The organism is Ottowia thiooxydans DSM 14619 (assembly GCF_000422885.1).
Lineage (GTDB): Bacteria > Pseudomonadota > Gammaproteobacteria > Burkholderiales > Burkholderiaceae_C > Ottowia > Ottowia thiooxydans.
On the sequence record NZ_AUGX01000008.1, the window covers coordinates 246,016 to 270,825 of the forward strand.

The following is a 24,810-nucleotide window of genomic DNA, read 5'->3' on the forward strand; positions in this document are numbered from 1 at the left end:
ATGAATCCCAAAACCGTCTTGATTGGTGGCGCTTCAGCGTTTATAGGAGACAGCATTCTCGGACCAACCCAGCTCGTCAAAGTGCCGGGTATGCAGTACCTCGTATTCGATTACCTGGCCGAAATGACGCTCTCAGGATTTTCCCAAACGCGCAAAACCAATGCGCAGCTGGGCTATTCCACCGAGTTCGTTGAGTACGTGCTGCCGCAGATCGCCGTGGCCTGCGCTGAAAAGGGCATTCGCCTGGTGGCCAATGCGGGTGGGCTCAACCCCGAAGCCTGTGCCGGCGCCATCCGAGCACAACTCGCGAAGCTGAACCTGCCACTTAAAGTGGCTTATGCGGTGGGCGACGACTGCATGCACATGGTGGATCAACTTCGTGCGTCAGGCACTCAGGATTTCTACACGAAGGCACCGGTGCCCCACAGCGTCGATAGCGCCAACGTCTATCTAGGCGCACCGCCCATCGCCAAGGCTTTAGCCTTGGGTGCCGACATTGTGGTGACCGGGCGGATTGTGGACAGTGCAGCGACGCTGGGCATCTTGATGCACGAATTTGGTTGGGGTACAGACCAGTGGGATTTGCTCGCCAGCGGATCTCTGGTGGGCCATGTCCTGGAATGTGGCGCTCAGGCGACCGGCGGAATCTTCACCGATTGGGAGCGCGTGCCTGATTGGGAAAATATAGGTTATCCCTACGCCACCTGCCATGCCGACGGCTCCTTCGTGCTCAGCAAAGCTGCTGGCACAGGCGGTCTCGTGGAACCCATGACGGTGAATGAACAGATTTTGTACGAAGTGGCTGATCCCGCGCATTACGTACTTCCTGATGTCGTGTGCGATTTCACCGCAGTCAGCACCAGTGCCATAGGACCCGATCAAGTTCTGGTGCAAGGGGCGCGCGGCAGCCTTGCGCCCGACACCTACAAAATGTCCGCCAGCTACCAGGCAGGTTACCGATGCACGGCCCAGGTTTCGGTTTTTGGAATGAACGCAACGGGTAAGGCCCGTCGCACCAACGAAGCCTTGCTGAATCGAACTCGTCGCTTGCTCAAAGAGCGCGGGTTCGCGGATTTCGTACGGCATGCGGGGACCGTTGTAGGTGCCGAAGACGGCTACGGGCCGCATGCGCAACCTAGCCATTGCCGCGAGGCCATTGCTCGGCTTGTGGTCACACATGATTGCGCGCAAGCTCTGGACCTGTTTTCCAGAGAGTCGCGAGCGCCGGGGGTTTCCTTCGCACCGGGAACCACCAGCGGAAGCTCGCTAACGCTGAACACAAGGCCTGCGGTGGAGCCTTTGCACCGTTTGTTCACCTGCTTGGTGAAAAAAGCGCGGTTGAGCCTGCCTCAGGTGATCATGGCGGGTGAAACGCATGAGGTGGTGCTAACCACCACCGGCTCGGCGCCTCACCCCTATATTGAAGCTGAGCGCGCGCAGGGCGAGCCCACCACGGATAGTCCCGAAGCCGCCTGTGTGCCACTTATGGAAATTGCGCATGCTCGATCGGGCGACAAGGGCGATACCTCTAACGTGGCGGTGTTCGCTCGGAACGCGGCGCACTTCGATCATTTGAGACGAGTTCTGACCACCCAACGCGTTCGCACACACCTGGGCCATTTGGTAAAAGGTGGCATCAATCGCTACGAAGCCTCTGGCCTGCACGCCTTGAATTTCGTAATGGATCAGGCCTTGGACGGAGGGGGGCCCTCTTCCCTGCGCAACGACCCCATGGGCAAAGGAATGGCGCAAATGCTCCTTGAGATGAAGATTGCTCGCCCCGCAGCGAGCTCCTGATCTAGGGTGTGTCGGCTGCTCCCGGCACCACTGACTACAGCGATACCGGCGTCAACAACCGGGCACCGCCCCCCTGTGATTCATCGCAGCAATAGCGACTTCCGCTATATTGAACCGGTGATATCAAGATCCGGAAAACCATGCTGTTTCGAACCCTAGTCCACTGCTGTGTTTGCGCCGTTTTGCTGGCCGGTGCGGCACAGGCGGAGACGCCTGCCTTGTCCGCCACAGAGCAAACCCAGCTTTCGGCCATTGCGAAAGACGTTTTCAAATCGCAAGCCATGCCTCCCGATCTAGTGGCCATGTGCGTGCAGCAACTGCGCCGTGACACTGGAAAAAAACACCCCGGTTACGACGCTTGGGCCGATATGGGTGCGGTCTGCCTCACCCCTCGAACCGCACACGAACCACGCGATACATCGTATTTGAACGAAAAGGAACGCCAAAATCCTGACATCGCTGCCAACGTCAAGGCCACCCATGCGGTGATGTCGCAAATTACCTTTGCCGTCAAGACTGACAATGGCGATTTTCTTGGCTACTGGGAATCGCCCCGTGGCACGCCTCTTGCCCTTGCGCGCATCGTGCGCTACGACACCGAAGGCCAGTTCAGCCTGGAACCGGGCCGCACCATCACCGAAGCCTTGTTGCTGGAATTCGTGTCCCTCGAAGAAAAGAATGCTGCTAGCAAGTACCAACGGGCCAGAAAAAGTCTGGAGCAGTTAGGCGCTGGCACGATCCCATCTACGTACAGTGCCCTGAACAAGCAAATCTTATCTACCGTGGCGACCAGCCCCGACGCCATGCATGATCAACTGTTCAAGCGCTATAGGGCGGAGAGCAAGTAAATCGAGGAGTGAGTTTTCTCTATCGTCACTGCCCTGCGGGGAACATCGTTTGAGATAAACGATGTGATCGGCGTGGATGCGCCAGTCCGTTTCGATCAGATCGAGTCCGTGCGCGAGGTACAGCTGACCCAGACAAAGCAAGTGCCAACTACTGGATATTAATATGGGTGATTGGAGTACAAAGCCTTGGGGCTGCGATGAAGCCGCAGACTGGTTCCATAGATTTTGGACAAAAGGAGGAATTGCGGTTCTTATTCGGGAGTTCGAAGAATTCGATGAGCGCCAGGAAAAATACGATTCAATCAGAGCCGCGAGTTACTTGCTTCAAACACTAGGAATTACCTTTGTTTGGCCTGTGGATCACAGTGACGAGTTAGAACCGCTCCTGCGCAAAGCGATTCTTATCTTGAAAAATATGATTGACCCACCGACTGATGACTGGGGATATTTAGAGATGTGCGGCAATGATCCGGGCGCAATCTTGGCGGTCAAGGAGCAAATCACTGCACTTCAAGATCGATTAAGCGATCTGACCCCACATTAACGGTGCCTCGCGAATCGTTGAACGCTGACTCAACCGCTCGAAACGTTTGGTCGAATGGTTAAGCGTCAGCCAGCCGTTCAATGCCGTCAGGAACGAACGAAAAGCGTCACAAGTGGATCGTCCCCTACTTGTCGGCTGCAATGGCCGTGAACCAGGGGGTTGAAGGTCTGCCCAGGCGGCAGCGTGTCATCGGAGTAGAAAAACTCCCCAGGTCCAAATACGCGTTTACTGCCATCTTGCAATCCGATTTCCATGCGTCCCTGAATTACCACAAGCCATTGCGGCGTTGTAGTGCAGTGGAAATCGCTCTTGAAGCCAATGGGACTCTGGCGCCACTGCATTCCGCCTGACGCCTGCAGCGGACTGAGGCGTGCCGCAGGTGTGCCCTCTGTCAGTGGCGTGATGTCATCGCGCCAGCGGGCCCGGCCTTCGGCATCGGTGTAGAGCACGGGTTGTGTGAGCGTAGTCATGGCGATGTTCTTTCCAGCGTTCAATCAGGACGACGCAGCCAATGGCAAAGCGACGGTGGCGACGATTTTCACCTATTGTTCAAACTGGAGTGCAGGGTTGAAAAAAGTCCCCCCTGTGACATATCTCTCGATTTAGGCCCATGACATGCACACGCGAACGGTACAAAATGAAGGCTCAACGCGCTCGCAAGCTCTCATGATTCGCTACCAACTTTCGCTGAAGCGAGCGCCTGACCACCAGATACGGAAAAAGCATGCAGCGGTAGACTCTTAAGCACGCAAAACCAACAAGAACTGGCTCAGTCGGATGAAGGGAATACGCGGAAATGAACTCAACCACTTACAACATTTCGTCGCGTACAAGCATGGGCAAAATTCTCTGGGTTTCTGATGGTTGCGCAGCGACCGGTCACCCTGTGTCTACATGATTTCAAGCTCATCATGTTGATCGCCCATGTCACCGACCCGCACATCGGGTTGCGAACCAACCGGATGCAGGCCCACCCCGGCACGACTGAGGCCTTCAGACGTGCGCTCATCCATGTGCGCCAACTTGTGCCGGCGCCCGATGTTCTGCTGTTAAGCGGTGATTTGAGTGAAACCGGTCGCGAAGAGGACTACATCACACTGGCAGCCATCGTAGAAGAAGAGTTGGCCACACTGGCTTCCTGCGGGCCCCTTGTCCTGGCCATCCCCGGCAATCACGACACACCGGCCGTAGCGAAAGCCGTGCTCGGTGAGTTGATGCCGGTGGCGGCCGATGCGCCCGACGGAACTATGTGCCTTCACGTCGAACGCGGTGGCCTGCACTTCATAGGGCTGGATACGGTGCACCTCGGCTTTGCACATGGGCATCTGAATGAGGCTCAGCTCCATTGGCTGGAGGCACAACTGACGGCCTGCGCAGGCCACCCAGTCTTGCTGTTCATGCATCATCCACCGTTGGTTTCCGGTATTTCAGCGATGGATGCCTGCGGCCTGCTGGAGGGAGGCCCACAGCTAGGCAAATTAGTGGCGGCACATGGGGGCGTTCAATTGATCGCCGCGGGACACGTCCACCGGCTCATTCTTGGCACGTTAGGCGGAGCGCCGGTGGTAGTTGCCCCTTCATCGTCCCACCAGATAGATCTAAATCTGCAGCCTGGGGCACCCCTGGCCTGCCGGATGGAGCCGCCCATGATCGGCCTCTACCGCTGGTCCCTCGAGGACGGCATGGCTTGCCATTTCAGCCACGTGAATCCGTTCCCTGGTCCGTTTGCTATATGACCGAACTTTCTGCGCATGTTCGAGGTGTTTGTTTTAAGGCCTAAACGTTTGGATCGTGGCGGCCCGAAGCAATCGTACGTTGCTCCGCCAGAGTGGAACACGCGAGCCCATGCCCACCGCTTGCACGGTGATGCTCAGCACAGATCAACCGTTACGACGAAAATAGCAGCATGAGAATCCTCCACACCATGTTGCGCGTTGGCAACCTTGACCGCTCGATTGATTTCTACACTGAAGTGCTGGGCATGCAGCTTCTGCGCCGCTCCGAAAACCCGGAATACAAGTATTCGCTCGCCTTTCTAGGCTACGGCGGCGGCAATCCCGGCCAAGCCGAGATTGAGTTGACCTACAACTGGGGTACGGAGCAGTACGAAATGGGCACTGCCTACGGTCACATCGCCCTGGGCGTACCAGATGCCTATGCTGCTTGCGAAAAAATCAAGGCAGCGGGCGGCAATGTCACGCGCGAGGCAGGCCCAGTCAAAGGAGGCACTACGGTCATTGCCTTCGTCACCGATCCTGACGGCTATAAGATCGAACTCATCCAGCGCAACGAAGACAGCGCCGGACAAGGGCTTAGAACGGATTCCTAGATGAGCGAAACAGAATGCAGAAATTCTGCATTCATTCTGTCTTTGAACGTCCCTACGATCCCTTCGTATGAATCGTAGGGACGTTCTTAGAATGACATCATGAAAAATGCTTCAAGGGCCTCGCAATCCAGCGAAATCGAGTTGAAACTGGTCCTGCCCGGAGCCGATCGGCGCCGAATTGCCGATCAATTGGCGACTACACCACCGCTGGCGGGCGTGGCATTCCAAGTGCTGCGTTTGCGCAACATTTACTTCGACACACCGGAGCAGAATCTGCGCCAGCAAAAGGCGGCCTTGCGCCTGCGCAGCGTCCGCGAAGGTGCGGGAAGCAGGCCACGATGGATTCAAACGTTCAAAACCGCGGGTAACAGTACAGCCGGGCTGAGCCAACGTGGCGAATGGGAAACCTCGCTGCGCCGTGGAGAACTCGATCCCATGGCATTACAAGGTACACCATGGAGTGCGATCGACGACCATAACGAGTTGTTTGGTCAGCTGATGCCGTGTTTTGAAACCAGAAGCACGAGAACTGTCTGGCAAGTGAGGGGCGAAGACGCAAGCCACGTGGAAGTGGCGCTCGACATCGGTTCGATACATGCCAGCGGCAGGCGCTTGCCAATCTGCGAGCTCGAACTTGAATTGATCCAGGGCAGTGCAGATGCACTCTTTACCCTGGCCGAACAAATTGCCTCACATATAGCCGTTTTGCCGGCGCAAACCAGCAAGGCGCAGCAAGGCTGGCGACTCGCGGCGGGCATCAGCGCTGCGCCATTGAGGGCGCACGCGCTCGCCCTTGATCCCGATCAGCCAGTCATGCCAGCGGCGCAAGCCGTGCTGGGAGAAATGTTCAGCCAGTTCACCGAGAATCTTGTGGGCATTTTGCATGCAGACCACACGGAATTGGTGCATCAAGCGCGCGTTGGCTGGCGCAGATGGCGCAGCGGGCTATGGCTATTCAAGCCACTATGCAAGCATTGCCCTGCACCTGATGACGATGACCTGCGTCCATTGCTGAAGGCTCTGGGGGCGGTGCGTGATCTCGACGTCGCGGCACTGGAGAGCCTGCCGACATGGGCTGAGGCGTTCATCGCTGGCGACCCTCACCGCAGTGCAGACTGGCACCTCATGGAAGCCACGTTGCAGGCCGAACGACAAGCGCGCCGTCGTTCGCTGCTGAAAGCGCTCGCTGCGCCCTCAACCGGATTGGCTCTTGTGCGCACGAGCCGTTGGTTGCATGGCTTGGAACGTACCCAGGAAGCGTCTCAGGCTTTGGGAGAATGGGCTAAAGACCGTACGCGCGATCTGCACGCAAGGCTCTCGGGCGAAGTGGATGCCATGCACGCGCTGCCGGCCCCGGAAAACGCCGAGGTCACGGTACGGCAGCATCGCGTGCGATTGCTAGCAAAGCGAACGCGCTATTGCCTGGAAGCGATGGAGCCCGTGCTCCCCAAAGCACGCACGCGCCGATGGGCAGACCAGGCGACAGAGCTGCAGAGCAGCATAGGCGCCGCACGTGACCTGCTCATATTGGCAGAGATGCTGGAGCCTCTGGGAGTAGACCGCGCCATCCTGGGGTTTCTGCGCGGCATTTCAGCCGCCCGGATGGCACCCCGGTAGATCGGCTACCAGGTATTGAGCACCTGCTCAGGTCGCCAAGGTTATTGCAAGCGCACTTCGACTCGCCGCGCCTCGGCATTTGTGCCACCGGCCAGGGTGACCTCAGGTTTACGCAAATCAAGCTTGTCTTCACCGATGCCGAGGGAAATCAGGGTATCGCGCACGCCGATGGCGCGCTGCTTGGCCAATTCCTCATTCAAGGCGGGATCGCCGGAAGTGTCGTGGAAACCGCTGATGAGGGCGATTTGGCCGGCCGCGACGCCTTTCACGATGTCACCCAACGCATCTTTGGCGCCCGGTGCCAATTCTGCTTTGCCGCTGGCGAAGTAAAACTTGACAACGCCTGTTTCGACCACGATGCTGGCCGCGTCGACTGCTATGACCGTTGCGCCCGCAGCCGCGCCGCCTAAGGCCACACCCGCACCTGGGGTTGCGACAATCGCCGCACTCGTTGCTGGGGATTTTTTGCTGGACTTGTAGATACCGACGCCAAGCGTCAGACCAACAGCCAATAGCACCATACTGAACACCACGCCCAGCGCCAAACCTTGGTTATCGTCGTCTTGAGAATTCATTAACTAAGCTCCTGCTTTTAATAAAGCCTTGCGTGATTTCCTGCGCACCGTGGAGAAAAAGACTCCACGCACTACACAGGCAACCATGCAAGGCATCCTGGAAAATTATAAAGTTTGGCCATGAAGCCCCTGGAAGACCATCCAACCCCGGCGTCCGATTCATTTCGGCATCTGTTCAGACCGGGCCGAGAGCCCGCTCAAATGCTGGAAAAAGCTCGCCGGCAATGGCTGCAACAGGGCCATGCACAGGATTTGTGGGTCTTCGGCTATGCCTCTTTAATTTGGCGACCAGATTTCGATCATACCGAACGTCATGCCACACGTGTGCATGGCTGGCATCGGGCACTGGCCATGTGGAGCCGAGTTAACCGCGGCACCCCTGAAATTCCTGGTCTGGTTTTCGCGCTTTTACCCGGCGGCAGCTGCCGCGGCGTGATTTACCGCATTCCTCACCGCAATGCGAACGAGGTGCTGGATTTGCTATGGGCCCGCGAGATGCCCACTGCGGTCTACGACCCGCGCTGGCTCCCCTGCTCGACGCCGCACGGCCCGGTATCTGCGCTGGCGTTCACCTTGTCGAGGCGCAGCCCCGCTTTCACCGGCGAGCTGACGCCAGAGCAATACAGCCATATTTTCAGCGGAGCGAGCGGGCGCTACGGCACCACTTTGGACTACGCACGCCAAACCCATGAAGCCCTGCGCGCCCACGGGATTGACGATGCATCGCTCACCAGGCTCCTGGGACATGCGAAGCCGGATTCGCCCTGAACACCCTACAGGAGTGTCGCGCACAAAGGGCATCACAGCGCCTGCCTTTACACTGCCTGCATGAGCGATATCGCACACCTGCGCAAGAGTTACGAGCGTGCCGAACTTTCGGACGACGCCTCGCATGCCGACCCACTTCACCAGTTTGGGAAATGGTTCGACGAAGCCCGGAAAAGTGAGGTGCCAGAGCCGAACGCCATGACGCTGGCGACCGTCAGCGGTGATCTAAGACCCAGCACGCGCATCGTGCTGATCAAGGATTTCGATGAACGTGGCATCGTCTGGTATACCAATTACGACAGCCGAAAAGGGCGCGAATTGGGCGGCAACCCTTATGCTGCACTGCAGTTTCACTGGGTAGAACTGGAGCGCGTGGTGCGCATCGAAGGTCTCGTGGAAAAAGTAAGCGATGCCGAGAGCGATGCCTACTATGCCAGCCGACCTCTAGACAGCCGCATTGGCGCCTGGGCCAGCCCACAAAGCCAAATCATTGAAAGCCGTTCGGTACTGGTGACAAGTGCTGCCAAGTACGGTGCCAAATTTCTGCTCAATCCCCCGCGCCCGCCGCACTGGGGCGGGTTTCGGCTGGTACCGGAGCGCTGGGAGTTCTGGCAAGGCCGCAAAAGCCGGCTGCACGACAGGCTGCAGTATCGAATGGGTGAGAGTGGCTGGTTGCGCGAGCGCTTGGCGCCTTAGTGGGCCGCAGGAGTTGAGCAGGCTTATCGCGGCAGCAGCCACATCACCACAGACACCGTAACCACCGCCATGGCGGTGGAAATCGCTACCGAGGCCGTGACCAGCTCCTCAGCCTTGTGATAGCGCTGCGAGAACAGAAACACGTTGGCGCCCACCGGCAAGGCCGCGGCGACCACCATCACCGCCAGAGGCAGGCCGGTAAGGCCTAGGGCCCAGCCAGCCAGAGCCATGAGCGCCGGATGCACGACGGTCTTAAGAGTAGAAATGACCAGCGCACCGCGCAGATGCGGACCGATGGCGGTTTGAGCCAGCGTCACGCCCACCAGGACGAGTGCCACTGGACCAAACGCGTCTCCCAGCAGCTTGAGTGGACGCTCCACTATGGGATGCAGCCCGATCCCTGTCAGTGAATACAAAAAGCCCGCGATGATGGGAAGCGGAACCGGATGGAAGATCGCGTTCTTGACCGCCTGCACCACGGTGGCGGCAATGTGGCGTTGGCGCCCCTCACCCGCGGCTTCCTGCTCTCGCGCCACCAGCAGCTCAATGACCACCGTGGCCAGGGTCAGCAGCACCAGCGCATGCATTGAAATCAGGGTAAAAAGATTCAACAGGCCCGCCGGGCCGTACGCCAGTTGGACAAGCGGCACTCCAATCATCAGCGTATTGCTAAAAATGGCTGCCATTGCCACCACTGCTGACCGGCTATTCAGGCCTTGAATGAACAACAGGACGAAAAACAGGACGCCCGCCACGACGTAATACAACGCGACAGAGCGCAGATCCAGCCGTTCCAATTGCGCCGTGGCCATGCTTCGAAATAGCAATGCCTGCACCAGCACCAGAAACACCAGGTTGGAGAGATCGCGCACGGCTTGGCCGCGAATCAGCTTCATTCGACCCGCCAGAAAACCAATACCAATCAGCAGCACCACCGGAAGCAGGGAGGACAGAACGGGGTGGTCGAGCGATAAGGCCATATGGAAAACGGTGGATTGCGAGCAAAGCTAAATTTCAGAGGCAAGACGGCCCCCAGGTTTGGGACCGCTAATGCAGCTAAAGGAATAGAAGGCCTCAAAGCGCCGATAATGTCACCTTTTGCCGCACTTGCGGCTGGCCACACGCGCCAGGCACACCATGAACGCCCCCCTATCCCAAGCCACGCCCCTTGCACCCGCAGCCATCGCCCCTGTGGAAGAGATTGTCGCCGAGTTACGCGCCGGCCGCATGGTGATCCTTGTCGATGAAGAAGACCGGGAAAACGAAGGCGATCTGGTGCTTGCCGCCGATCACGTCACCCCTGAGGCTGTCAATTTCATGGCCAGGTTTGGCCGAGGCCTGATCTGCCTCACATTGACGCGTGAGCGCTGCGAACACTTGCAGCTGCAGCCCATGGCCACGCGCAATGGCACCAAATACTCCACCGCTTTCACCGTTTCCATAGAGGCAGCTGAAGGCGTGACCACCGGTATTTCAGCTGCCGATCGCGCCCGCACTGTGCAAGCCGCCGTAGGCGCCAATGCCCGCGCCGATGATCTGGTGCAACCAGGGCATATTTTTCCGTTGCAGGCCGTAGACGGTGGCGTGTTAATGCGCGCTGGTCATACGGAAGCCGGATGCGATCTGGCCGCCATGGCGGGTTGCTCACCCTCTTCCGTGATCTGCGAGATCATGAAAGACGACGGCACCATGGCTCGTTTGCCGGATCTGCAGGAGTTCGCGGTCACTCATGGCCTGAAGATAGGCACCATTGCCGATTTGATCGAATACCGCAGCCGCAATGAATCCCTGGTGCAAAAAGTAGCCTCGCGCTCTTTGACCACTGCTCACGGCGAGTTCATGACACACGCCTACCGCGACAAACCCAGTGGCGAGCTGCATTTGGCCCTCGTCATGGGGAAATGGGACGCGCAGGACGTGGTTCCCGTTCGCGTGCACGAGCCTCTTTCGGTGCTCGATTCGCTGGAAGTCCAAACCGGCATGCATTCCTGGAGTGTGCATGCCAGCCTTCGCTACATCCAGGCGCAGGGCAAGGGTGTGGCCGTACTGCTTAACTGCGGGGAAAGCGCCGACCAACTCCTGGCGCAGTTCGAAGGCAAAGCCCGCGCCGCACATGCGCCCGAGCGCGGCCGGATGGATCTGCGTAGCTACGGCGTAGGTGCGCAAATATTGCGCGACTGCGGCGTCCAGCGCATGGAACTGATGGGCACTCCGCGCCGCTTGCCCAGTATGGCAGGCGGATTTGGGCTCGAAGTCGTAGGCTACATCCCGAACGAATAACGCCTGGCATTCGCCGCACCATAACCTGGAAGGGATTGTCGAAAAAACCGCTCCCCTTCCCCGCGCCACGCGAAACAAGATAGAAGAAAACAGTCAATGAAAAACGCAAACCAAGGCGCACTACCCGAGCTGGATGGCAGTCAGCTGCGAATCGGCATCGTGCGGGCTCGCTTCAACGATGACGTGACAAGCGCCCTGCTGAACGCCTGCACGACCGAGCTTGCAGCTCTGAACGTGCCCAGTGACAACATAGAGTACGTGAGTGTTCCTGGAGCCCTGGAGGTGCCGCTGGCACTGCAAGCCCTGGCTGATTCTGAAAAATACGACGCATTGATCGCTCTCGGATGCATCATTCGCGGCGAAACCTATCATTTCGAGCTGGTGGCCAATGAGTCCGGGGCTGGCGTGACACGTGTAGGCCTGGAACACGGCATTCCTATCGCCAACGCCATCCTGACCACGGAAAACATGGCACAAGCCGTGGCACGCCAAGTCGAAAAAGGACGAGACGCTGCACGTGTGGCAGTGGAAATGGCACAACTGCTGGAGCGCCTGAAATGAGTGAAGAAGAACAAAAAGCGTCCGCGAGCAAGGCTCTGGCCCCTAAACCCAATGGCACACGCAGGTCGTCCACCAAATCGCCGCGCTCACGCGCTCGTGAGTTTGCCCTGCAGGCGCTGTACCAGCACTTCGTTGGCGGTGGCGATCCCGCTGTCATTGACGCCTTCACACGTGAATTGCAAGGTTTTTCCAAGGCCGACGCAGTGCACTATGACGCCCTGCTCTACGGCTGCATTGAACTCAAGGACGATCTGGATGCACTGATCCTGCCCTTGCTCGACCGCAAGATGGATCAGATCTCGCCCATTGAGCATGGTTGCATGTGGATTGGAGCCTACGAACTCCTGCGCTGCCCCGACGTACCGTGGCGAGTGGTTTTGAACGAGTGCATCGAACTGGCCAAGGATTTCGGAGGCACCGACGGACACAAGTATGTCAACGGCGTACTCAACGGCATTGCGCCCACACTGCGCCCTGCGGAAGTGCAGGCAGATCGTGCGGCTCCCAAGAAATCTTCGGACCCCGCCTCGCCTACTCCATGAAAATCTCGGCCCGGGCTCAGCGTGTGGAGCCCTTCTATGTAATGGAAATGGCCAAATCGGCCGCGGCCATCGCCAAAGAGGCTGCCGGCACTGACCGGCCCATGATCTATCTGAACATCGGCGAGCCAGATTTCACGGCCCCGCCTCTGGTTCAGGAAGCTGCCGAAAAAGCCATTCGCGACGGACGCACTCAGTACACCCAAGCCACCGGCCTGCCCCAACTGCGCGAGCGCATCAGCCATTGGTATGCCGAACGCTTTGGCGTGCAGGTGCCGGCACGGCGCATCGTGGTGACCGCAGGGGCCTCTGCGGCATTGCAACTGGCCTGCCTTGCCCTGCTGGATGCAGGCGACGAAGTGCTCATGCCAGACCCGAGCTACCCATGCAACCGCCAGTTTGTAAGTGCGGCAGAGGGCAGAGCGGTGCTGCTTCCGGCCACCGAAGCGGAGCGGTTCCAGCTCAGCGCCGACAAGGTAGAACAGGCCTGGGGCGCCCACACGCGCGGCGTGATGCTGGCCTCACCCTCCAACCCCACGGGCACCTCCATCCATCCGCACGAGTTGCGCCGCATCCATAGCGTGGTGCAGGAGCGTGGTGGCGTGACCCTGATCGATGAAATTTACCTGGGCCTCAGCTACGAAGAGACCTACGGACACAGCGCGCTTGGGCTGGACGATCAAATCATCAGCATCAACAGCTTCAGCAAGTATTTCAACATGACAGGCTGGCGCCTGGGATGGTTGGTGGTGCCAGATTCGTTGGTTGACGTGGTGGAGCAGCTCGCGCAGCACCTGTTCATTTGCCCAAGCACGATTGCCCAGCACGCGGCGCTGGCATGCTTCGAACCCGAAAGCCTGGCGATCTACGAAAGCAGGCGAGCGGAATTCAAAGCGCGCCGCGACTGGTTTGTGCCGCAACTGGCCGCCCTGGGATTGCCCGTTCCCGTCACACCCGACGGAGCCTTCTACGCCTGGGCCGACTGCACTGCGGCTTGCCAGAAATTGCTGCCCGCTAGCTCCGAATATAATAGCGACATGCAGATCGCCGGCAGCTGGGAATTCGCCTTCGAACTGATGAAGCGCGCACATCTGGCCATCACGCCAGGGCGCGATTTCGGGCGTGCAGATACAGCACGCTACATTCGCTTTTCCACCGCCAATTCCATGGCACAGCTCGAAGCCGCCGTAGGCCGCCTGCGCGCTTTGCTGGCCTGAGCTCTGTTTCTGAAAGCTATGGCGTTCGAGTTTCCCATTCGAATTTACTGGGAAGATACCGACGCTGGCGGCATTGTTTTCTACGCCAACTATCTAAAATTCTTCGAGCGCGCTCGTACTGAGTGGCTGCGCGCCCTGGGCGTGGGACAGCAAATACTTCGTGAACGCGAAGGTGGCATGTTCGTGGTCAGCGAGACCAATGTGAAATACCACTCCCCTGCTCGTCTTGACGATGAACTTATCGTCACCGCAGCGCTCAAAGAAGCGGGCCGGGTGACGCTGAACATTGAACAGCGGGCTACCCTCAAGTCGACCGGTGCCCTGCTTTGCCAGGGCAGTATCCGTATCGGCTGGGTGGACGCTCAAACGCTCAGACCCGCGCGCATTCCTGCCGCGATCATTGATCAGTTGAATTCAGAAACAGCCATTGACCGCTTGTCATCTTCCTAGAAGCCACATGAATACCGATTCCCGCCACTTCGTTGGTCTTCACCTATCAGATGTGAGCGCTACGCACTTGCAGGCACCGCGCTCCACTCCAAGGCTCCAAGCATGAACCAGGATCTCTCCATCGTCCAACTCGTATTGCACGCCAGTTTTGTCGTGCAATTGGTCATGCTGCTCTTGCTGGGCGTGTCGATTGCCAGCTGGGCTGCGATTTTCAGAAAACTTCGCTCCCTCAAGCAGGTCAAGCAGCTCAATGATGACTTTGAGCGCGAATTCTGGTCAGGCACGAGCTTGAACGATCTTTTCGCTGCCGCCACCCAAAATGCCAGAAGCACTGGCCCCATGGAGCGTATTTTTGCCAGTGGCATGCGGGAATATCAAAAGCTGCGCGAGCGCCGAATTCAGGACACCGGGACACTGCTCGACGGTGCACGCCGCGCCATGAGGGCCAGCTTCCAGCGCGAGATGGATGAGACTGAATCCAACCTCTCTTTTCTCGCCTCCGTGGGCTCAGTCAGCCCTTATGTGGGTTTGTTTGGCACGGTGTGGGGCATCATGCACGCGTTTACCGGCTTGGCCAGCCTCCAGCAGGTAACCCTTGCCACCGTGGCACCAGGCATCGCTGAAGCCCTGGTCGCTACCGCGCTTGGCCTGTTCGCCGCCATCCCTGCCGTGATCGCCTACAACCGTTTTGCGCGAGACATTGACCGCATCGCCAACAAGCAGGAAACGTTCATAGAGGAATTCTCCAACATCCTGCAGCGCAACCTGGGCGTACATACGCAATCTACAACGGCCTCGGGGCACTGACACCATGCCCGCCGTTAGCTCTCGCGGCCGTGGCCGTCGCACCATCAATGAAATCAACATGGTGCCGTTCATCGATGTCATGTTGGTGCTGCTCATCATCTTCATGGTGACCGCGCCGCTCATCACACCCGGTGTGATCAATGTTCCCAGCGCTGGCAAATCGTCGAAGGCGCCTGACAAACTCATCAGCGTGAACATTGATGCAAAGGGCCAGGTGTCCCTCTCTGGAGAAGTCAAACTGGCCGAAGCCAGTGAAAAGGAAGCCGTTTCCGCCATCAAGAAAGCGTTGGAGGACACACCTGATATGCCTGTGATGCTCGCTGCTGACAGCGATTTGCGCTACCAGCAGGTCATCAGCATGATGAAGCAGTTGCAAGAAGCGGGTGTTCAGCGGGTTGGTTTGGCAGTCAAGTAATCCGGAAGACTGAACACGCATGAACGCCGCAGCCGAACGCCAAGAGTTCGCCCCTCCCCAACAAGGTGGAATGGGGCGCGCCATGGCGCTGGCACTTTTTGCCCATTTGCTGCTGATCCTCGCGCTGACCTGGGGCATCAGCTGGCGCAGCGAAGCGCCAGAAGACGCAGTAGAGGCCGAGCTCTGGGCGCCGGCCGTGCAACGCGCCGCGCCAAAGGCTGCACCCAAGCCGCCGCCAGAGCCAGCGGTAGAGCGGGTAGAACCTCCTGTGCCGCCCAAGCCAATCCCCAAGCCCGAACCCGTCGTGAAGCCGCCCCCACCGCCCAAACCTGCGGTGGACGATGCACGAGAGGCAGAGATCGCCTTGGCGCAAAAGAAGAAGAAAGAAGAAGAAGCTCGTCGCAAAGCGGCTGAAGCGCGCGAGGAGAAACGCCGCGAAGAGAAACGCGAAGAAGAGCTTGAGCGCAAAGAATTGGCGCAAAAGAAAGCCGCCGAAGACAAACGTCGCAAAGATCTTGCAGCCAAAGAAGTGGCTGAAAAGAAAGCCGCCGATAAGAAGCTCGCCGAAAAAGCCGCTAAGGAAAAAGAAACCGCCGAACGCAAGGCAGCAGACGCCAAAGCCAAGGCAGAAGCTAGCCGCGAGGCCAAAGAATCCGACAGCCGCCGCAAAGCCGAGCTTGCACGCATGGCCAAACTGGCAGGTAGTGCAGATAGCGACGGTGGAACCTCCGCCAATGGGAAAGGTGCCACAAAAGGCAGTGCTGGCGGTACTGACGAACGCGACGCCGGCCCATCAGGTAACTACGCCGGCAGAATCCGCTCCGCCGTCCGGCCCAATATCGTGTTCTCCGACGATGTGCCCGGTAACCCAGTCGCTGAAGTGGAAGTACGCACCGGCCCCACCGGCACCATCATCAGCCGCCGCATCATCAAATCCAGTGGAGTGAAGAGCTGGGACGATGCTGTGCTGCGAGCACTTGATCGGACGGAAAAGCTGCCTTCGGATAACGGGCGTTTTTGGAATCCGATGGTGATGCAGTTCAAGTTGAGGGATTAGGGAGCTGTTGCATAACCCCTCGATTGCCAGTTTTTAGTCGCCGCTATCCCGATCGGCAGCGAGACGGCACAAATGCCAGCTCGGCGTGGGATTCAGTATGCACTCATTATGGCTCGCAGGTGTCGCCATCCGGCATGTGTATTACTGAGCCAGAAACGGCCTTGTTGTATTCGAGATAGCGTTGGGCGCGCTGTCGCGTGTTGGCAGTGATGGCTTCGATTTTTGTCGTCCATACCCCAGGTCGACTCTCAACAAAGACACTGCGAATGCAATGGATAGCCGCTGCACTTAGAGCGCCAATCCGATCAAGTGCCGCTTCGTCATTCAAGGGCGTGACCAAAGATAACTGCAAGGCTCTGCCACCCTGCAACAATGCTCTTTTCTGCTCATCGCTGAGTGGTTGGGCAGCAATATAGGCATCGATGTCATCGCGCACGCCATTTCTATTGGAGTCAGTACCGGCAATGCTGGTACCTTGGTCGAGACGATGTATTTGGCCAGAGCTCTCCAAATCGGCTATTTTGCTTGCTGCTTCACGCACAGCGCCATCGGGATCACTACAGCCCGTCGAGCTATACAAAGTCAGCAAAGTAAGAGCGCCGGCGAAGACTCTGCGAAAAGAGGAAGAAAAAGGAGATGTCATGCAAATGTGTCCGGAAAACTCAGCTGTGATCGAACATGGGTGGGTTAAAGCTCCGAAGCCTGGTCCAGCGCTGCGCCCAACAGTGCCTTAATGCTGCCTCGCGCAGCGCGAGCCGAATCAAGATAGGTTTTGACCAGGGTGTGACCACTAGCATCTTCGAGTAGATTTGCGGGAATGTTGATGTTTACTGGCGGCACTGTGTTGGGGCCACCATGCAAGCGTAGACCATTGATCACCAAATCAATATCTGCCAGTAAATGCTCGCCTCGCAGGGTAGGTGAAGCAGGAGCCACATGCACAGCCGCCACCTTCGTGAAGGGATGGGCGTTCTTAGCGTGGTCATATGCCGGGTTGAGGAACAGATTGCCTTGTGAATGTCCTAACAGCACCAAGTGATAGCCGTCCTGCGCAAACGCATTGAGAACACGAGTTTGTTCGATGATGTCAGCGGCAGTGGGTGGATTGCTAAGTAGATGTGCCCAGCCGCTCGCGACCTTATTGATCAAGTTTTCAACCGTCGCGTCCACCAACTCGATTAGGCCGCCCCCGTAGTGGCCCAGCTTGCTGAGCAGGTTTTGCGTCAGTGCACCGTCTTGGCGGTGGGTGCCTGACAGCATTTCCCAGAAATACTCCCAGCGTTGATTAAGTAACCCATTTAACTCACGGTCACGCTGGATAAAAACCTCGGCCAAGTCCTGTAACCCGGTGCTGCCACTGACGCTACCGGTCTGGTTGTAGAGCACCTTATAGCTCAAAACATGGTTCTTGTAGATGCGACCATGCACCGTTTTAATCTCATCAAGTCCATCAACGGCTTGCCAGCGTGTGTTCCAAACCCCATTGAAGAAACCTACGAAAACTGGCTTGATCTCTTTCGTGCATGTGACGGCGAAAACTCGCCCACGCTTGCTCCAAGGCGTTCCATCCTGTCTGCGACCCCCGTATTGGCAATCGATAAAAAATCCTTCGGTCACCAACGAACTTCGCCCGCCTGAGTCAACTTGTGGCCCCCAAGGATCTGCATAGGAAGGACGATTAAACCTTTGGCCTTTCTTCTGCTCTTCAGCGGTGGGATCGTTTGGAAAGCCTCCTTCTTGAAGATACAGCTGATATGCCTCCTGTGGAGAATGAGCAAATAAGTCAAATCTGAACCCGCTGCATCCGCCAACTTGCCCATCGCCCTCAGAGTTAAAACTGCATGCGTAGGGAGTCGCATGGGCAGCGTGAGCGAGCATCGCTACTAGCCACACAACAGAGGCTGCACAAACAAGCCTCATTAGGCCGGATAGATTAGATATGCTCACCTTGAGAACCGAATAAATTAATATTATAGTTCTCAATTAATTGAGAATTTCGTATATATCCGACAGGCAATCAAGGGTGGCTGCCCTCCGCACTTATCCGCGCGGCTTATGCCTGAGGAGCTACGGCCTCCCGTAAGGAGCTGCGTGCAAGGCTGTCGCAGTCGAGGCTCTGGGTGGGCCTTCGGAGCCGTCGACGCAAAGAGAACCTCGGCTAAATGAGTCAGCATGCACTCATGTCGCCCGGCACATCGGTGGCGCCCCAACCCTCACCCCAACCCTCACCCCAACCCTCACCCCAACCCTCACCCCAACCCTCACCCCAACCCTCACCCCAACCCTCACCCCAACCCTCTCCCGCAGGCGGGAGAGGGGGAAAACCAGACGGCCGCGGAGTAGGCCATACGGGTGTAGCCGCGGAGCTGCCTTCGGACAATGGGCGTTTTTGGAATCCGATGGTGATGCAATTCAAACTCAGGGATTAGGCAAGGCCGGCGGTCTCGCCCTCAGGTTGCCAGCTGTTCGGCGCCGCCGGTCGTGGGATTGCCGGGAAAACGGCGCAGATCCGGACTGTGCCTACAGCGCGCTGGGTCTTTATCATGGCTCACAGGTATCGCCGTCCGGCATGCGTGTAAACGAGCCGGAAACTGCCTTGTTGTAGTCGAGATATCGCTGTGCGCGCTGCCGCGTATTGGCGGTCATGGCTTCGATTTTCGTTAACCAAACGTCGCTGTCCCGGGAATCAAAAACACGGCCGATGCAGCGGACTGACGCTGCACTCAGAGCGCCAATTCGATCAAGTGCAACCTTGTCATTTAATGGCGTGATCAGAGATAGCTGCAGGGCTCTGCCAGCTTGCAGCAACGCCTTTTTCTGCACGTCACTAAACGGCTGTGCGGCTATAACGTCCTCGATGTCATCACGCACGCCGTTCCCATTGACATCTACGCCGGCAATGCTGGTGCCTCGGTCGAGCCGGGGTATTTGACCGATGTTTTCCAGGTTTTCTATCTGAGCGGCTGCTTCGCGCCCGGCTCCTTCTGCATCGCTGCAGCCAATTGAGAAAAACAGCATCGCCAATGTGAGGGCACTGAAAACTAGCCGGCGAAGCGAAAGCAAGGCATGAGCTACTTGAACGGACATCGCTACTAACCCCAGAATGCGGACTGAACGAGCACTATTTGTTAGGCTGGATGACTTAGTTGCGCGCACTTTTATATTCGTATAAATTAATATTATAGTTCTCAAAAAATTGATGTTTCGTGTGTGTCTTGCACTTTTCCGCACAGGACACGCCTGTGGAACCACGGCCCCTCGTAAGGGAGGTGCGCGCAAGACTTCAGGAGTTGAGACCCAAGGAAGGCACTAGGAACCGATAGCCGCGGCGGCACTTCGGTATATGAGTCAGCAGACACTCATGGCGCCCTGTACATCGGCGGCGCGGCTACCCTCACCTGCTTGCGGGTGTGGGGGAAATGGAGTGATGCAAAAGCTGCGCGTCCGTCAAATGCCGCTTGCCCCCATCCCAACCTTCCCCCAGCGGGGGAAGGAGTAGAAAAGCGTGCAGACTCACGGCGCCCTGCATCGGTGGCGCTCCGGCCCTCACCCCAACCCTCTCCCGCGAGCGGGAGAGGGAGAAATACATGGCTGGTCGCGGAACGCGACCACACTTGAATTGCCTCGGAGTTCCATAAATGGCGGCGCCACCAAAAGGCCGCGGAGCAGGCCATACGGGTGTAGCCGCGGAGCTGGCTTTGCCAGGCCGCTGGGTGCGTCCCCCTCCGGGGGAAGGCGCGCAGCGACTCAGGGGGAGCCCATCTCTCCAGGCCGCTGGCTGCGTCCCCCTCAGGGGGAAGGCGCGGCAGCGACTCAGGGGGAGCTCACTCGTACACTATCATCGCCCGCCCCTCATCAGCCTGCGCCATCCAACCGGCGAGCGCGGCATCACTTGGGAAAAAGCGGGCTTCTTCTCCCAACTGAATCTGGGCCATGACGCCTTTGATGCCACGGTGCTCGTCTGTACGTCGCTCCAGCACCAAACGCACCAGCATGCCTTTCAGCAACTCGCCATGCTCAGTGACTTCAGACTTGGGCGGATGCTCTGCGAGTAGTCGTTTCACATCCGGAACTTGGCCATTCACGGCGACGCGCAGGAACTTCCCAAACCGGCAACGCGCCGATGGCAGATCCAATATTTGCGTGATCGTGACTTGAACTCCACCGGAGAATCGATCAGGTTGCACCTTGCCCATGACAATGATCAGTTCATCGTCTTTCAAGAGGTTGCGGTGCTGGTTGATCAAGGCTTCATCCGCACGCGCCTCGATCACACCCGATTTGTCGTCAAGCTTGAACAGCGCGAGCTTGCCGCGCTGGCCGTTGATGACCCGAAAATCTCCCACAATCCCGGCTAGCAACTGAGGGTCTCGGCTATCGACCAGATCGTCAATACGCCGGCGCACGAATTGCCGCACCTCGCGTTCGACTTCATCGAAAAGATGGCCCGAAAGATAGAACCCAATGGCGGTCTTCTCCAGGGAAAGTCGCTCCTTCACGCCCCATGGCATCACCTGCGCAAGCTCCGGCTCTTGCGTGACCGATCCATGGCTGTCATCAAGCAGATCAAACAACCCGCTCTGGTTGGCGTTCGCCGCGCAGGCAGCCCCATAGTCGAAGGCCAGATCCAAGGATGTGGCCAGCGCAGCCCGGTTCATCTGCAATGAATCAAAGCCTCCGGCGCGAATGAGCGCCTCTACGGTGCGCTTATTGACGCGCGAACGATCGACGCGATTGCAGAAGTCAAACAGGCTCTTGAATGGCCCCGACTCGCTTCCTGAATCTCCAGCTCCTCGCCCTTCGCGCGCAGCGACAATGGCTTCAATAGCCTGCTCGCCCGTACCCTTGATGGCCCCCAGGCCATAGCGAATCAAGGTATTGCTGATGGGCTCGAAGCGGTAGGTTCCCCGATTGACGTCTGGTGGTTCGAAAGTCATGCCGCTCTTCAGCGCGTCTTCGTACAACACCTTGAGCTTGTCAGTGTTGTCCATCTCAACCGTCATGTTGGCGCAGTAGAACTCGGCGGTGTAGTGCGCCTTGAGCCAGGCCGTGTGATACGCCAGCAGAGAATAAGCGGCAGCGTGCGACTTGTTAAAGCCGTAGCCTGCGAACTTCTCCATCAAATCGAAGATTTCGTCGGCCTTGCTTTGGGAAATGTCGTTTTTGGCCGCACCTTCCCGGAATATCTGCCGGTGTTCCGCCATTTCCTCGGCTTTTTTCTTACCCATGGCACGGCGCAACAAGTCGGCGCCGCCCAGGCTATAGCCGCCCAGGATCTGCGCAGTCTGCATGACCTGCTCCTGGTAGACCATGATGCCGTAGGTCTCGCTCAGCATCTCGGCCACCAGGGGGTGCGGGTACTCGACCGGTTCGCGCCCGTGCTTACGCGCAACGAAGCTTGGGATCAGATCCATAGGGCCGGGACGATACAGCGCGTTCAGCGCGATCAGGTCCTCAAGCCGGGTGGGCCGGGCGTCACGCAACATGCCTTGCATTCCGCGGCTTTCAAACTGGAACACAGCTTCAGTGCGGCCATCCTGGAACAGTTTGTAGGTCTTGGCATCCACGAGCGGGATGTTTTCGAAAGCGAAATCTTTCTGGCTCGGGTGGCGGCGAACAATCAAATCCTTGGCGATTTCCAGGATCGTCAGGGTGGCGAGGCCCAAGAAGTCGAACTTGACCAGGCCGACGGCTTCGACGTCATCCTTGTCGTACTGGCTCACAGCTGAATCACTGCCCGGCTGTTGGTAGAGAGGGCAAAAGTCAGTGAGCTTGCCCGGGGCGATCAACACGCCACCGGCGTGCATACCGACGTTTCGCGTCATACCTTCCAGCTTCTGCGCCAGCGCGAGCAAGGTCTTGACCTCATCCTCTTTTTCCAAGCGCTCCGCCAGCACGGGCTCGACTTTGATGGCGCCATCAATGGTGATGTGCTGGCCGGGCTTGTTAGGAATGAGCTTGCTGATGCCATCGCAGAACATGTAGCTCATGTCCAGCACGCGGCCCACGTCACGAATGGCCGCGCGTGCCGCCATGGTGCCGAAGGTGGCGATCTGGCTCACGGCGTTCTTGCCGTATTTATCCTTCACATAATCGATCACGCGGTCACGGTTGGCCTGGCAGAAATCGATATCGAAGTCAGGCATGCTGACGCGTTCGGGGTTCAGGAACCGCTCAAACAGCAGGTTGTACTGGAGCGGATCGAGGTCGGTGATCTTCAGTGCGTACGCCACCAGGGAACCCGCACCCGATCCACGCCCCGGTCCTACCGGACAACCGTTGGCCTTGGCCCACTTGATGAAGTCGCCCACGATCAAAAAATAGCCCGGGAAACCCATCTTCAAGATGGTGCCGATCTCGAACTCCAGCCGTGCCTGGTAAAGCGGCATCTGGGCCGCGCGCGCGGTGGCATCAGGGTAGAGGTGCGCCATGCGCTCCTGCAGGCCTTCTTCCGACGCAAGGCGGAAGTAGTCGCCAATGGGCATGCCGTTTGGCGTGGGGAAATCCGGTAACTGCGGCTTGCCGAGCGTGAGCGTCAGGTTGCATCGGCGCGCGATTTCCCCCGTATTGGCCAGCGCCGAAGGCACATCGGCAAACAGCGCTTGCATTTCTGCTTGCGACTTGAAGTATTGATCCTCTGTAAACCGGCGTACCCGACGGGGGTTGCCCAGAATCTCGCCCTCGGCGATACACACGCGCGCCTCATGTGACTCATAGTCGTCTGGCCGCTGAAACTGAATGGGGTGCGTTGCGACCACCGGCAGTTGAAGTCGCGCCGCCAATTGAACCGCTGCAGCCACATGGTTCTCGTCATCCGGCCTGCCGGCTCTCTGCAGTTCCAGGTAAAAGCGATGCGGGAAGATCCCCGCCAGACGAAGCGCCAGCTCGCTAGCCCGCGCAAGATCACCTCGCACCAAAGCCTGCCCAACCGGGCCGGCCTGCGCACCAGATAGCACCAGCAAACCTTCAGAGAGTTCACTGAGCCAAGCCCAGGTAGTGACGGCCTGAGACTTAACTGATCCTTGCGTCCACGCCCGAGCCAGGAGTTCCGACAAATTCAGGTAACCCTGGTGGCTTTGAACCAGGAGCAACACCCGCGATAGCGTGCCTTTTTCTGCATCGGCTCCTTCAAGCAGGATTTCAGCGCCGAGAAGCGGTTTGACCCCCGCCGAGCGAGACGCTTTATAGAACTTTATAGCCCCGAACAGATTATTCAGATCGGTGATGGCCAAAGCGGGTTGGCCATCCGCGCAAGCCGCTCCCACGATGTCATCGACACGATTGGTACCGTCGATGACAGAAAACTCAGTATGCAAACGAAGGTGAACGAACATTTCAAATATGTGAGCGACAAACGATGGATTGGGAGGGGCGCCTACCTGTAAAGCATTCATGCGCCTGTTGCAAAAAGACACTCTTATTCGGGTTTTTACGGGGCTAGTTGTGCATTACTTCTCACGGACTCCAATCGACCTCTCACCAGTGGAGCTTAGAAAAATATACTCAGTCCATCGGATGCAAAAAACCAAAAAAAAGCGTCTCAAAGAAAACAATTAGTGGCCAACGACTTAGCTGTTGCGCCGTTTGTAAGTCAGGCAAAGATGCCTAAACGTAGCACATAAATTATGTCTTCCTTAAAACTCGGCGCCTATAACCTGCCCCCTGCCGAGGTCGCGCTGATCAAGACACTTTTCCGCTTGTTCTCCCATGGCAACACGTTTCAATGGACGTTTGTCAATGCACCGCCCTATGACGCCCTGCTGGTCGATGGGACCACGCTTGATGCCGAGAACAAAGACCTCAGCCGCCTGGCGAAAGCGGTTCTTTTTTTGAAGCGCATGAATTCAGGCTCAGGCCCGAACACGCTGGAACGTCCCATCCGCGCGGACCAATTGCAGAACTGGCTCACCGCCACTGAGAAAAACCTGCGGGAGACCCTGTCCAGCAGCTCTTCCCACGCGCCCGAGCCCGAGTCCGAACTAACGGCTTTCCCAAGCCAGGCGCGCTTCAAGCTGCGCCGCTGGCCGCCCGCTATCTTGCTGCGAGGCGATGCTACCCGCATTCGGATGGCTACGATTCTTTCCCGGCGGGCGTTGAGCGTTGGCGATCTTTCAATCGTATGCCAGCAACCCGTGAGCGTATGTGAAACATTTCTGCAAGTACTGCGCGCAGCCAGTCTTATTGACATGGTAGAGCAGCCTGTGGCGGAGACTCCCGCTCCAGCATCAGGCAGCAAAGCCCACGCTTCCCGGCCTAAATTCTCAAGCGGTCTCATTTCCAGCATTCGCCGTCGCCTGGGCCTGTAGAAAT

General features: G+C 57.9%; 24 protein-coding genes. 17 read left to right on the forward strand and 7 right to left on the reverse strand.

Features of this window, described 5'->3' with window-relative positions:
* The 3 genes from G518_RS0104875 to G518_RS0104885 all read left to right on the forward strand — a co-directional run bounded on the left by G518_RS0104875 (position 1) and on the right by G518_RS0104885 (position 3,189).
* The gene (locus G518_RS0104875) at positions 1–1,797 is read left to right on the forward strand and encodes an acyclic terpene utilization AtuA family protein (protein WP_028601574.1); all 1,797 of its coding nucleotides are present in this window, start codon (positions 1–3) and stop codon (positions 1,795–1,797) included.
* A 140-nt stretch (positions 1,798–1,937) separates the two neighbouring features.
* Positions 1,938–2,645, forward strand: coding sequence for a hypothetical protein (locus tag G518_RS0104880; RefSeq protein WP_028601575.1), 708 nt, complete (start codon positions 1,938–1,940; stop codon positions 2,643–2,645).
* A gap of 163 nt (positions 2,646–2,808) precedes the next feature.
* Entirely contained in the window at positions 2,809–3,189 is a 381-nt protein-coding gene (locus G518_RS0104885) for a hypothetical protein (protein WP_028601576.1), read from the forward strand.
* A gap of 86 nt (positions 3,190–3,275) precedes the next feature.
* Here the strand turns inward: G518_RS0104885 and G518_RS0104890 are convergent, their stop codons facing one another.
* Entirely contained in the window at positions 3,276–3,659 is a 384-nt protein-coding gene (locus G518_RS0104890) for a cupin domain-containing protein (RefSeq protein WP_028601577.1), read from the reverse strand.
* Positions 3,660–4,049: 390 nt separating this feature from the next.
* Between G518_RS0104890 and G518_RS38280 the strand changes: the two genes are divergently transcribed.
* From G518_RS38280 to G518_RS0104905, 3 genes are all read left to right on the forward strand, one after another.
* Positions 4,050–4,925 carry a metallophosphoesterase gene (locus G518_RS38280; RefSeq protein WP_084651479.1) on the forward strand — a complete coding sequence of 292 codons (876 nt, stop codon included), beginning with the start codon at positions 4,050–4,052 and terminating at the stop codon, positions 4,923–4,925.
* A gap of 170 nt (positions 4,926–5,095) precedes the next feature.
* Complete coding sequence (gloA, locus tag G518_RS0104900) at positions 5,096–5,518, forward strand: lactoylglutathione lyase (RefSeq protein WP_028601578.1); 423 nt, start codon at positions 5,096–5,098, stop codon at positions 5,516–5,518.
* 99 nt (positions 5,519–5,617) lie between these two features.
* The gene (locus G518_RS0104905; RefSeq protein WP_028601579.1) at positions 5,618–7,135 is read left to right on the forward strand and encodes a CYTH and CHAD domain-containing protein; all 1,518 of its coding nucleotides are present in this window, start codon (positions 5,618–5,620) and stop codon (positions 7,133–7,135) included.
* A 41-nt stretch (positions 7,136–7,176) separates the two neighbouring features.
* Here the strand turns inward: G518_RS0104905 and G518_RS0104910 are convergent, their stop codons facing one another.
* Positions 7,177–7,710 (reverse strand): OmpA family protein, encoded by a 534-nt coding sequence (locus G518_RS0104910; protein ID WP_028601580.1) that lies wholly within the window; start codon positions 7,708–7,710, stop codon positions 7,177–7,179.
* Between the two features lie 120 nt (positions 7,711–7,830).
* Between G518_RS0104910 and G518_RS0104915 the strand changes: the two genes are divergently transcribed.
* Both G518_RS0104915 and pdxH read left to right on the forward strand, forming a co-directional pair.
* Positions 7,831–8,478, forward strand: coding sequence for a gamma-glutamylcyclotransferase (locus tag G518_RS0104915; RefSeq protein WP_084651481.1), 648 nt, complete (start codon positions 7,831–7,833; stop codon positions 8,476–8,478).
* Between the two features lie 60 nt (positions 8,479–8,538).
* Positions 8,539–9,174 (forward strand): pyridoxamine 5'-phosphate oxidase, encoded by a 636-nt coding sequence (pdxH, locus tag G518_RS0104920; protein ID WP_028601582.1) that lies wholly within the window; start codon positions 8,539–8,541, stop codon positions 9,172–9,174.
* Positions 9,175–9,197: 23 nt separating this feature from the next.
* Here the strand turns inward: pdxH and G518_RS0104925 are convergent, their stop codons facing one another.
* A complete protein-coding gene (locus tag G518_RS0104925) occupies positions 9,198–10,154 on the reverse strand; it encodes an AEC family transporter (RefSeq protein WP_036593592.1) in 957 nt (318 codons plus the stop codon).
* A gap of 157 nt (positions 10,155–10,311) precedes the next feature.
* Between G518_RS0104925 and ribBA the strand changes: the two genes are divergently transcribed.
* The 8 genes from ribBA (at position 10,312) to tolA (ending at position 16,500) form a co-directional block, all read left to right on the forward strand.
* Positions 10,312–11,454 carry a bifunctional 3,4-dihydroxy-2-butanone-4-phosphate synthase/GTP cyclohydrolase II gene (ribBA, locus tag G518_RS0104930; protein WP_028601584.1) on the forward strand — a complete coding sequence of 381 codons (1,143 nt, stop codon included), beginning with the start codon at positions 10,312–10,314 and terminating at the stop codon, positions 11,452–11,454.
* Between the two features lie 96 nt (positions 11,455–11,550).
* Positions 11,551–12,015 carry a 6,7-dimethyl-8-ribityllumazine synthase gene (gene ribH / locus G518_RS0104935; RefSeq protein ID WP_028601585.1) on the forward strand — a complete coding sequence of 155 codons (465 nt, stop codon included), beginning with the start codon at positions 11,551–11,553 and terminating at the stop codon, positions 12,013–12,015.
* Complete coding sequence (nusB, locus tag G518_RS0104940; protein WP_028601586.1) at positions 12,012–12,557, forward strand: transcription antitermination factor NusB; 546 nt, start codon at positions 12,012–12,014, stop codon at positions 12,555–12,557. Before ribH ends, nusB begins: the two co-directional genes overlap by 4 nt.
* Positions 12,554–13,771 carry a pyridoxal phosphate-dependent aminotransferase gene (locus tag G518_RS0104945; protein WP_028601587.1) on the forward strand — a complete coding sequence of 406 codons (1,218 nt, stop codon included), beginning with the start codon at positions 12,554–12,556 and terminating at the stop codon, positions 13,769–13,771. The genes nusB and G518_RS0104945 overlap by 4 nt, the downstream gene beginning before the upstream one ends.
* An 18-nt stretch (positions 13,772–13,789) precedes the next feature.
* Complete coding sequence (gene ybgC / locus G518_RS0104950; protein ID WP_028601588.1) at positions 13,790–14,221, forward strand: tol-pal system-associated acyl-CoA thioesterase; 432 nt, start codon at positions 13,790–13,792, stop codon at positions 14,219–14,221.
* A gap of 102 nt (positions 14,222–14,323) precedes the next feature.
* A complete protein-coding gene (gene tolQ, locus G518_RS0104955; protein ID WP_028601589.1) occupies positions 14,324–15,028 on the forward strand; it encodes a protein TolQ in 705 nt (234 codons plus the stop codon).
* A 4-nt stretch (positions 15,029–15,032) separates the two neighbouring features.
* A complete protein-coding gene (locus G518_RS0104960) occupies positions 15,033–15,443 on the forward strand; it encodes an ExbD/TolR family protein (RefSeq protein ID WP_028601590.1) in 411 nt (136 codons plus the stop codon).
* A gap of 19 nt (positions 15,444–15,462) precedes the next feature.
* Positions 15,463–16,500 carry a cell envelope integrity protein TolA gene (gene tolA / locus G518_RS0104965; RefSeq protein WP_028601591.1) on the forward strand — a complete coding sequence of 346 codons (1,038 nt, stop codon included), beginning with the start codon at positions 15,463–15,465 and terminating at the stop codon, positions 16,498–16,500.
* 106 nt (positions 16,501–16,606) lie between these two features.
* Here the strand turns inward: tolA and G518_RS0104970 are convergent, their stop codons facing one another.
* The 4 genes from G518_RS0104970 to dnaE all read right to left on the reverse strand — a co-directional run bounded on the left by G518_RS0104970 (position 16,607) and on the right by dnaE (position 23,834).
* The gene (locus G518_RS0104970; protein ID WP_028601592.1) at positions 16,607–17,143 is read right to left on the reverse strand and encodes a hypothetical protein; all 537 of its coding nucleotides are present in this window, start codon (positions 17,141–17,143) and stop codon (positions 16,607–16,609) included.
* Positions 17,144–17,187: 44 nt separating this feature from the next.
* Positions 17,188–18,447 carry a hypothetical protein gene (locus tag G518_RS33925; RefSeq protein ID WP_169457898.1) on the reverse strand — a complete coding sequence of 420 codons (1,260 nt, stop codon included), beginning with the start codon at positions 18,445–18,447 and terminating at the stop codon, positions 17,188–17,190.
* A 594-nt stretch (positions 18,448–19,041) separates the two neighbouring features.
* Complete coding sequence (locus G518_RS0104985; RefSeq protein WP_028601594.1) at positions 19,042–19,587, reverse strand: hypothetical protein; 546 nt, start codon at positions 19,585–19,587, stop codon at positions 19,042–19,044.
* Positions 19,588–20,324: 737 nt separating this feature from the next.
* On the reverse strand, positions 20,325–23,834 hold the full coding sequence (gene dnaE, locus G518_RS0104990; RefSeq protein ID WP_028601595.1) for a DNA polymerase III subunit alpha: 3,510 nt from the start codon (positions 23,832–23,834) through the stop codon (positions 20,325–20,327).
* Between the two features lie 291 nt (positions 23,835–24,125).
* Between dnaE and G518_RS0104995 the strand changes: the two genes are divergently transcribed.
* Positions 24,126–24,806, forward strand: coding sequence for a hypothetical protein (locus G518_RS0104995; protein ID WP_028601596.1), 681 nt, complete (start codon positions 24,126–24,128; stop codon positions 24,804–24,806).
* Positions 24,807–24,810: the final 4 nt, after the last annotated feature.

Excerpts from the sequence above, each read along its gene's own strand:
- gloA (WP_028601578.1), top strand. The coding sequence starts at position 5,096 with ATGAGAATCCTCCACACCATGTTGCGCGTTGGCAACCTTGACCGCTCG.
- tolA (WP_028601591.1), top strand. The coding sequence starts at position 15,463 with ATGAACGCCGCAGCCGAACGCCAAGAGTTCGCCCCTCCCCAACAAGGT.
- ybgC (WP_028601588.1), top strand. The coding sequence starts at position 13,790 with ATGGCGTTCGAGTTTCCCATTCGAATTTACTGGGAAGATACCGACGCT.
- G518_RS0104880 (WP_028601575.1), top strand. The coding sequence starts at position 1,938 with ATGCTGTTTCGAACCCTAGTCCACTGCTGTGTTTGCGCCGTTTTGCTG.
- nusB (WP_028601586.1), top strand. The coding sequence starts at position 12,012 with ATGAGTGAAGAAGAACAAAAAGCGTCCGCGAGCAAGGCTCTGGCCCCT.
- G518_RS0104905 (WP_028601579.1), top strand. The coding sequence starts at position 5,618 with ATGAAAAATGCTTCAAGGGCCTCGCAATCCAGCGAAATCGAGTTGAAA.
- ribH (WP_028601585.1), top strand. The coding sequence starts at position 11,551 with ATGAAAAACGCAAACCAAGGCGCACTACCCGAGCTGGATGGCAGTCAG.
- G518_RS0104885 (WP_028601576.1), top strand. The coding sequence starts at position 2,809 with ATGGGTGATTGGAGTACAAAGCCTTGGGGCTGCGATGAAGCCGCAGAC.
- G518_RS0104985 (WP_028601594.1), bottom strand. The coding sequence starts at position 19,587 with ATGTCCGTTCAAGTAGCTCATGCCTTGCTTTCGCTTCGCCGGCTAGTT.
- pdxH (WP_028601582.1), top strand. The coding sequence starts at position 8,539 with ATGAGCGATATCGCACACCTGCGCAAGAGTTACGAGCGTGCCGAACTT.
- G518_RS0104925 (WP_036593592.1), bottom strand. The coding sequence starts at position 10,154 with ATGGCCTTATCGCTCGACCACCCCGTTCTGTCCTCCCTGCTTCCGGTG.
- G518_RS0104995 (WP_028601596.1), top strand. The coding sequence starts at position 24,126 with ATGTCTTCCTTAAAACTCGGCGCCTATAACCTGCCCCCTGCCGAGGTC.
- G518_RS0104890 (WP_028601577.1), bottom strand. The coding sequence starts at position 3,659 with ATGACTACGCTCACACAACCCGTGCTCTACACCGATGCCGAAGGCCGG.
- G518_RS38280 (WP_084651479.1), top strand. The coding sequence starts at position 4,050 with ATGGTTGCGCAGCGACCGGTCACCCTGTGTCTACATGATTTCAAGCTC.
- G518_RS0104875 (WP_028601574.1), top strand. The coding sequence starts at position 1 with ATGAATCCCAAAACCGTCTTGATTGGTGGCGCTTCAGCGTTTATAGGA.
- G518_RS0104970 (WP_028601592.1), bottom strand. The coding sequence starts at position 17,143 with ATGACATCTCCTTTTTCTTCCTCTTTTCGCAGAGTCTTCGCCGGCGCT.
- G518_RS0104960 (WP_028601590.1), top strand. The coding sequence starts at position 15,033 with ATGCCCGCCGTTAGCTCTCGCGGCCGTGGCCGTCGCACCATCAATGAA.
- G518_RS0104915 (WP_084651481.1), top strand. The coding sequence starts at position 7,831 with ATGAAGCCCCTGGAAGACCATCCAACCCCGGCGTCCGATTCATTTCGG.
- G518_RS0104910 (WP_028601580.1), bottom strand. The coding sequence starts at position 7,710 with ATGAATTCTCAAGACGACGATAACCAAGGTTTGGCGCTGGGCGTGGTG.
- tolQ (WP_028601589.1), top strand. The coding sequence starts at position 14,324 with ATGAACCAGGATCTCTCCATCGTCCAACTCGTATTGCACGCCAGTTTT.
- G518_RS0104945 (WP_028601587.1), top strand. The coding sequence starts at position 12,554 with ATGAAAATCTCGGCCCGGGCTCAGCGTGTGGAGCCCTTCTATGTAATG.
- ribBA (WP_028601584.1), top strand. The coding sequence starts at position 10,312 with ATGAACGCCCCCCTATCCCAAGCCACGCCCCTTGCACCCGCAGCCATC.
- dnaE (WP_028601595.1), bottom strand. The coding sequence starts at position 23,834 with ATGTTCGTTCACCTTCGTTTGCATACTGAGTTTTCTGTCATCGACGGT.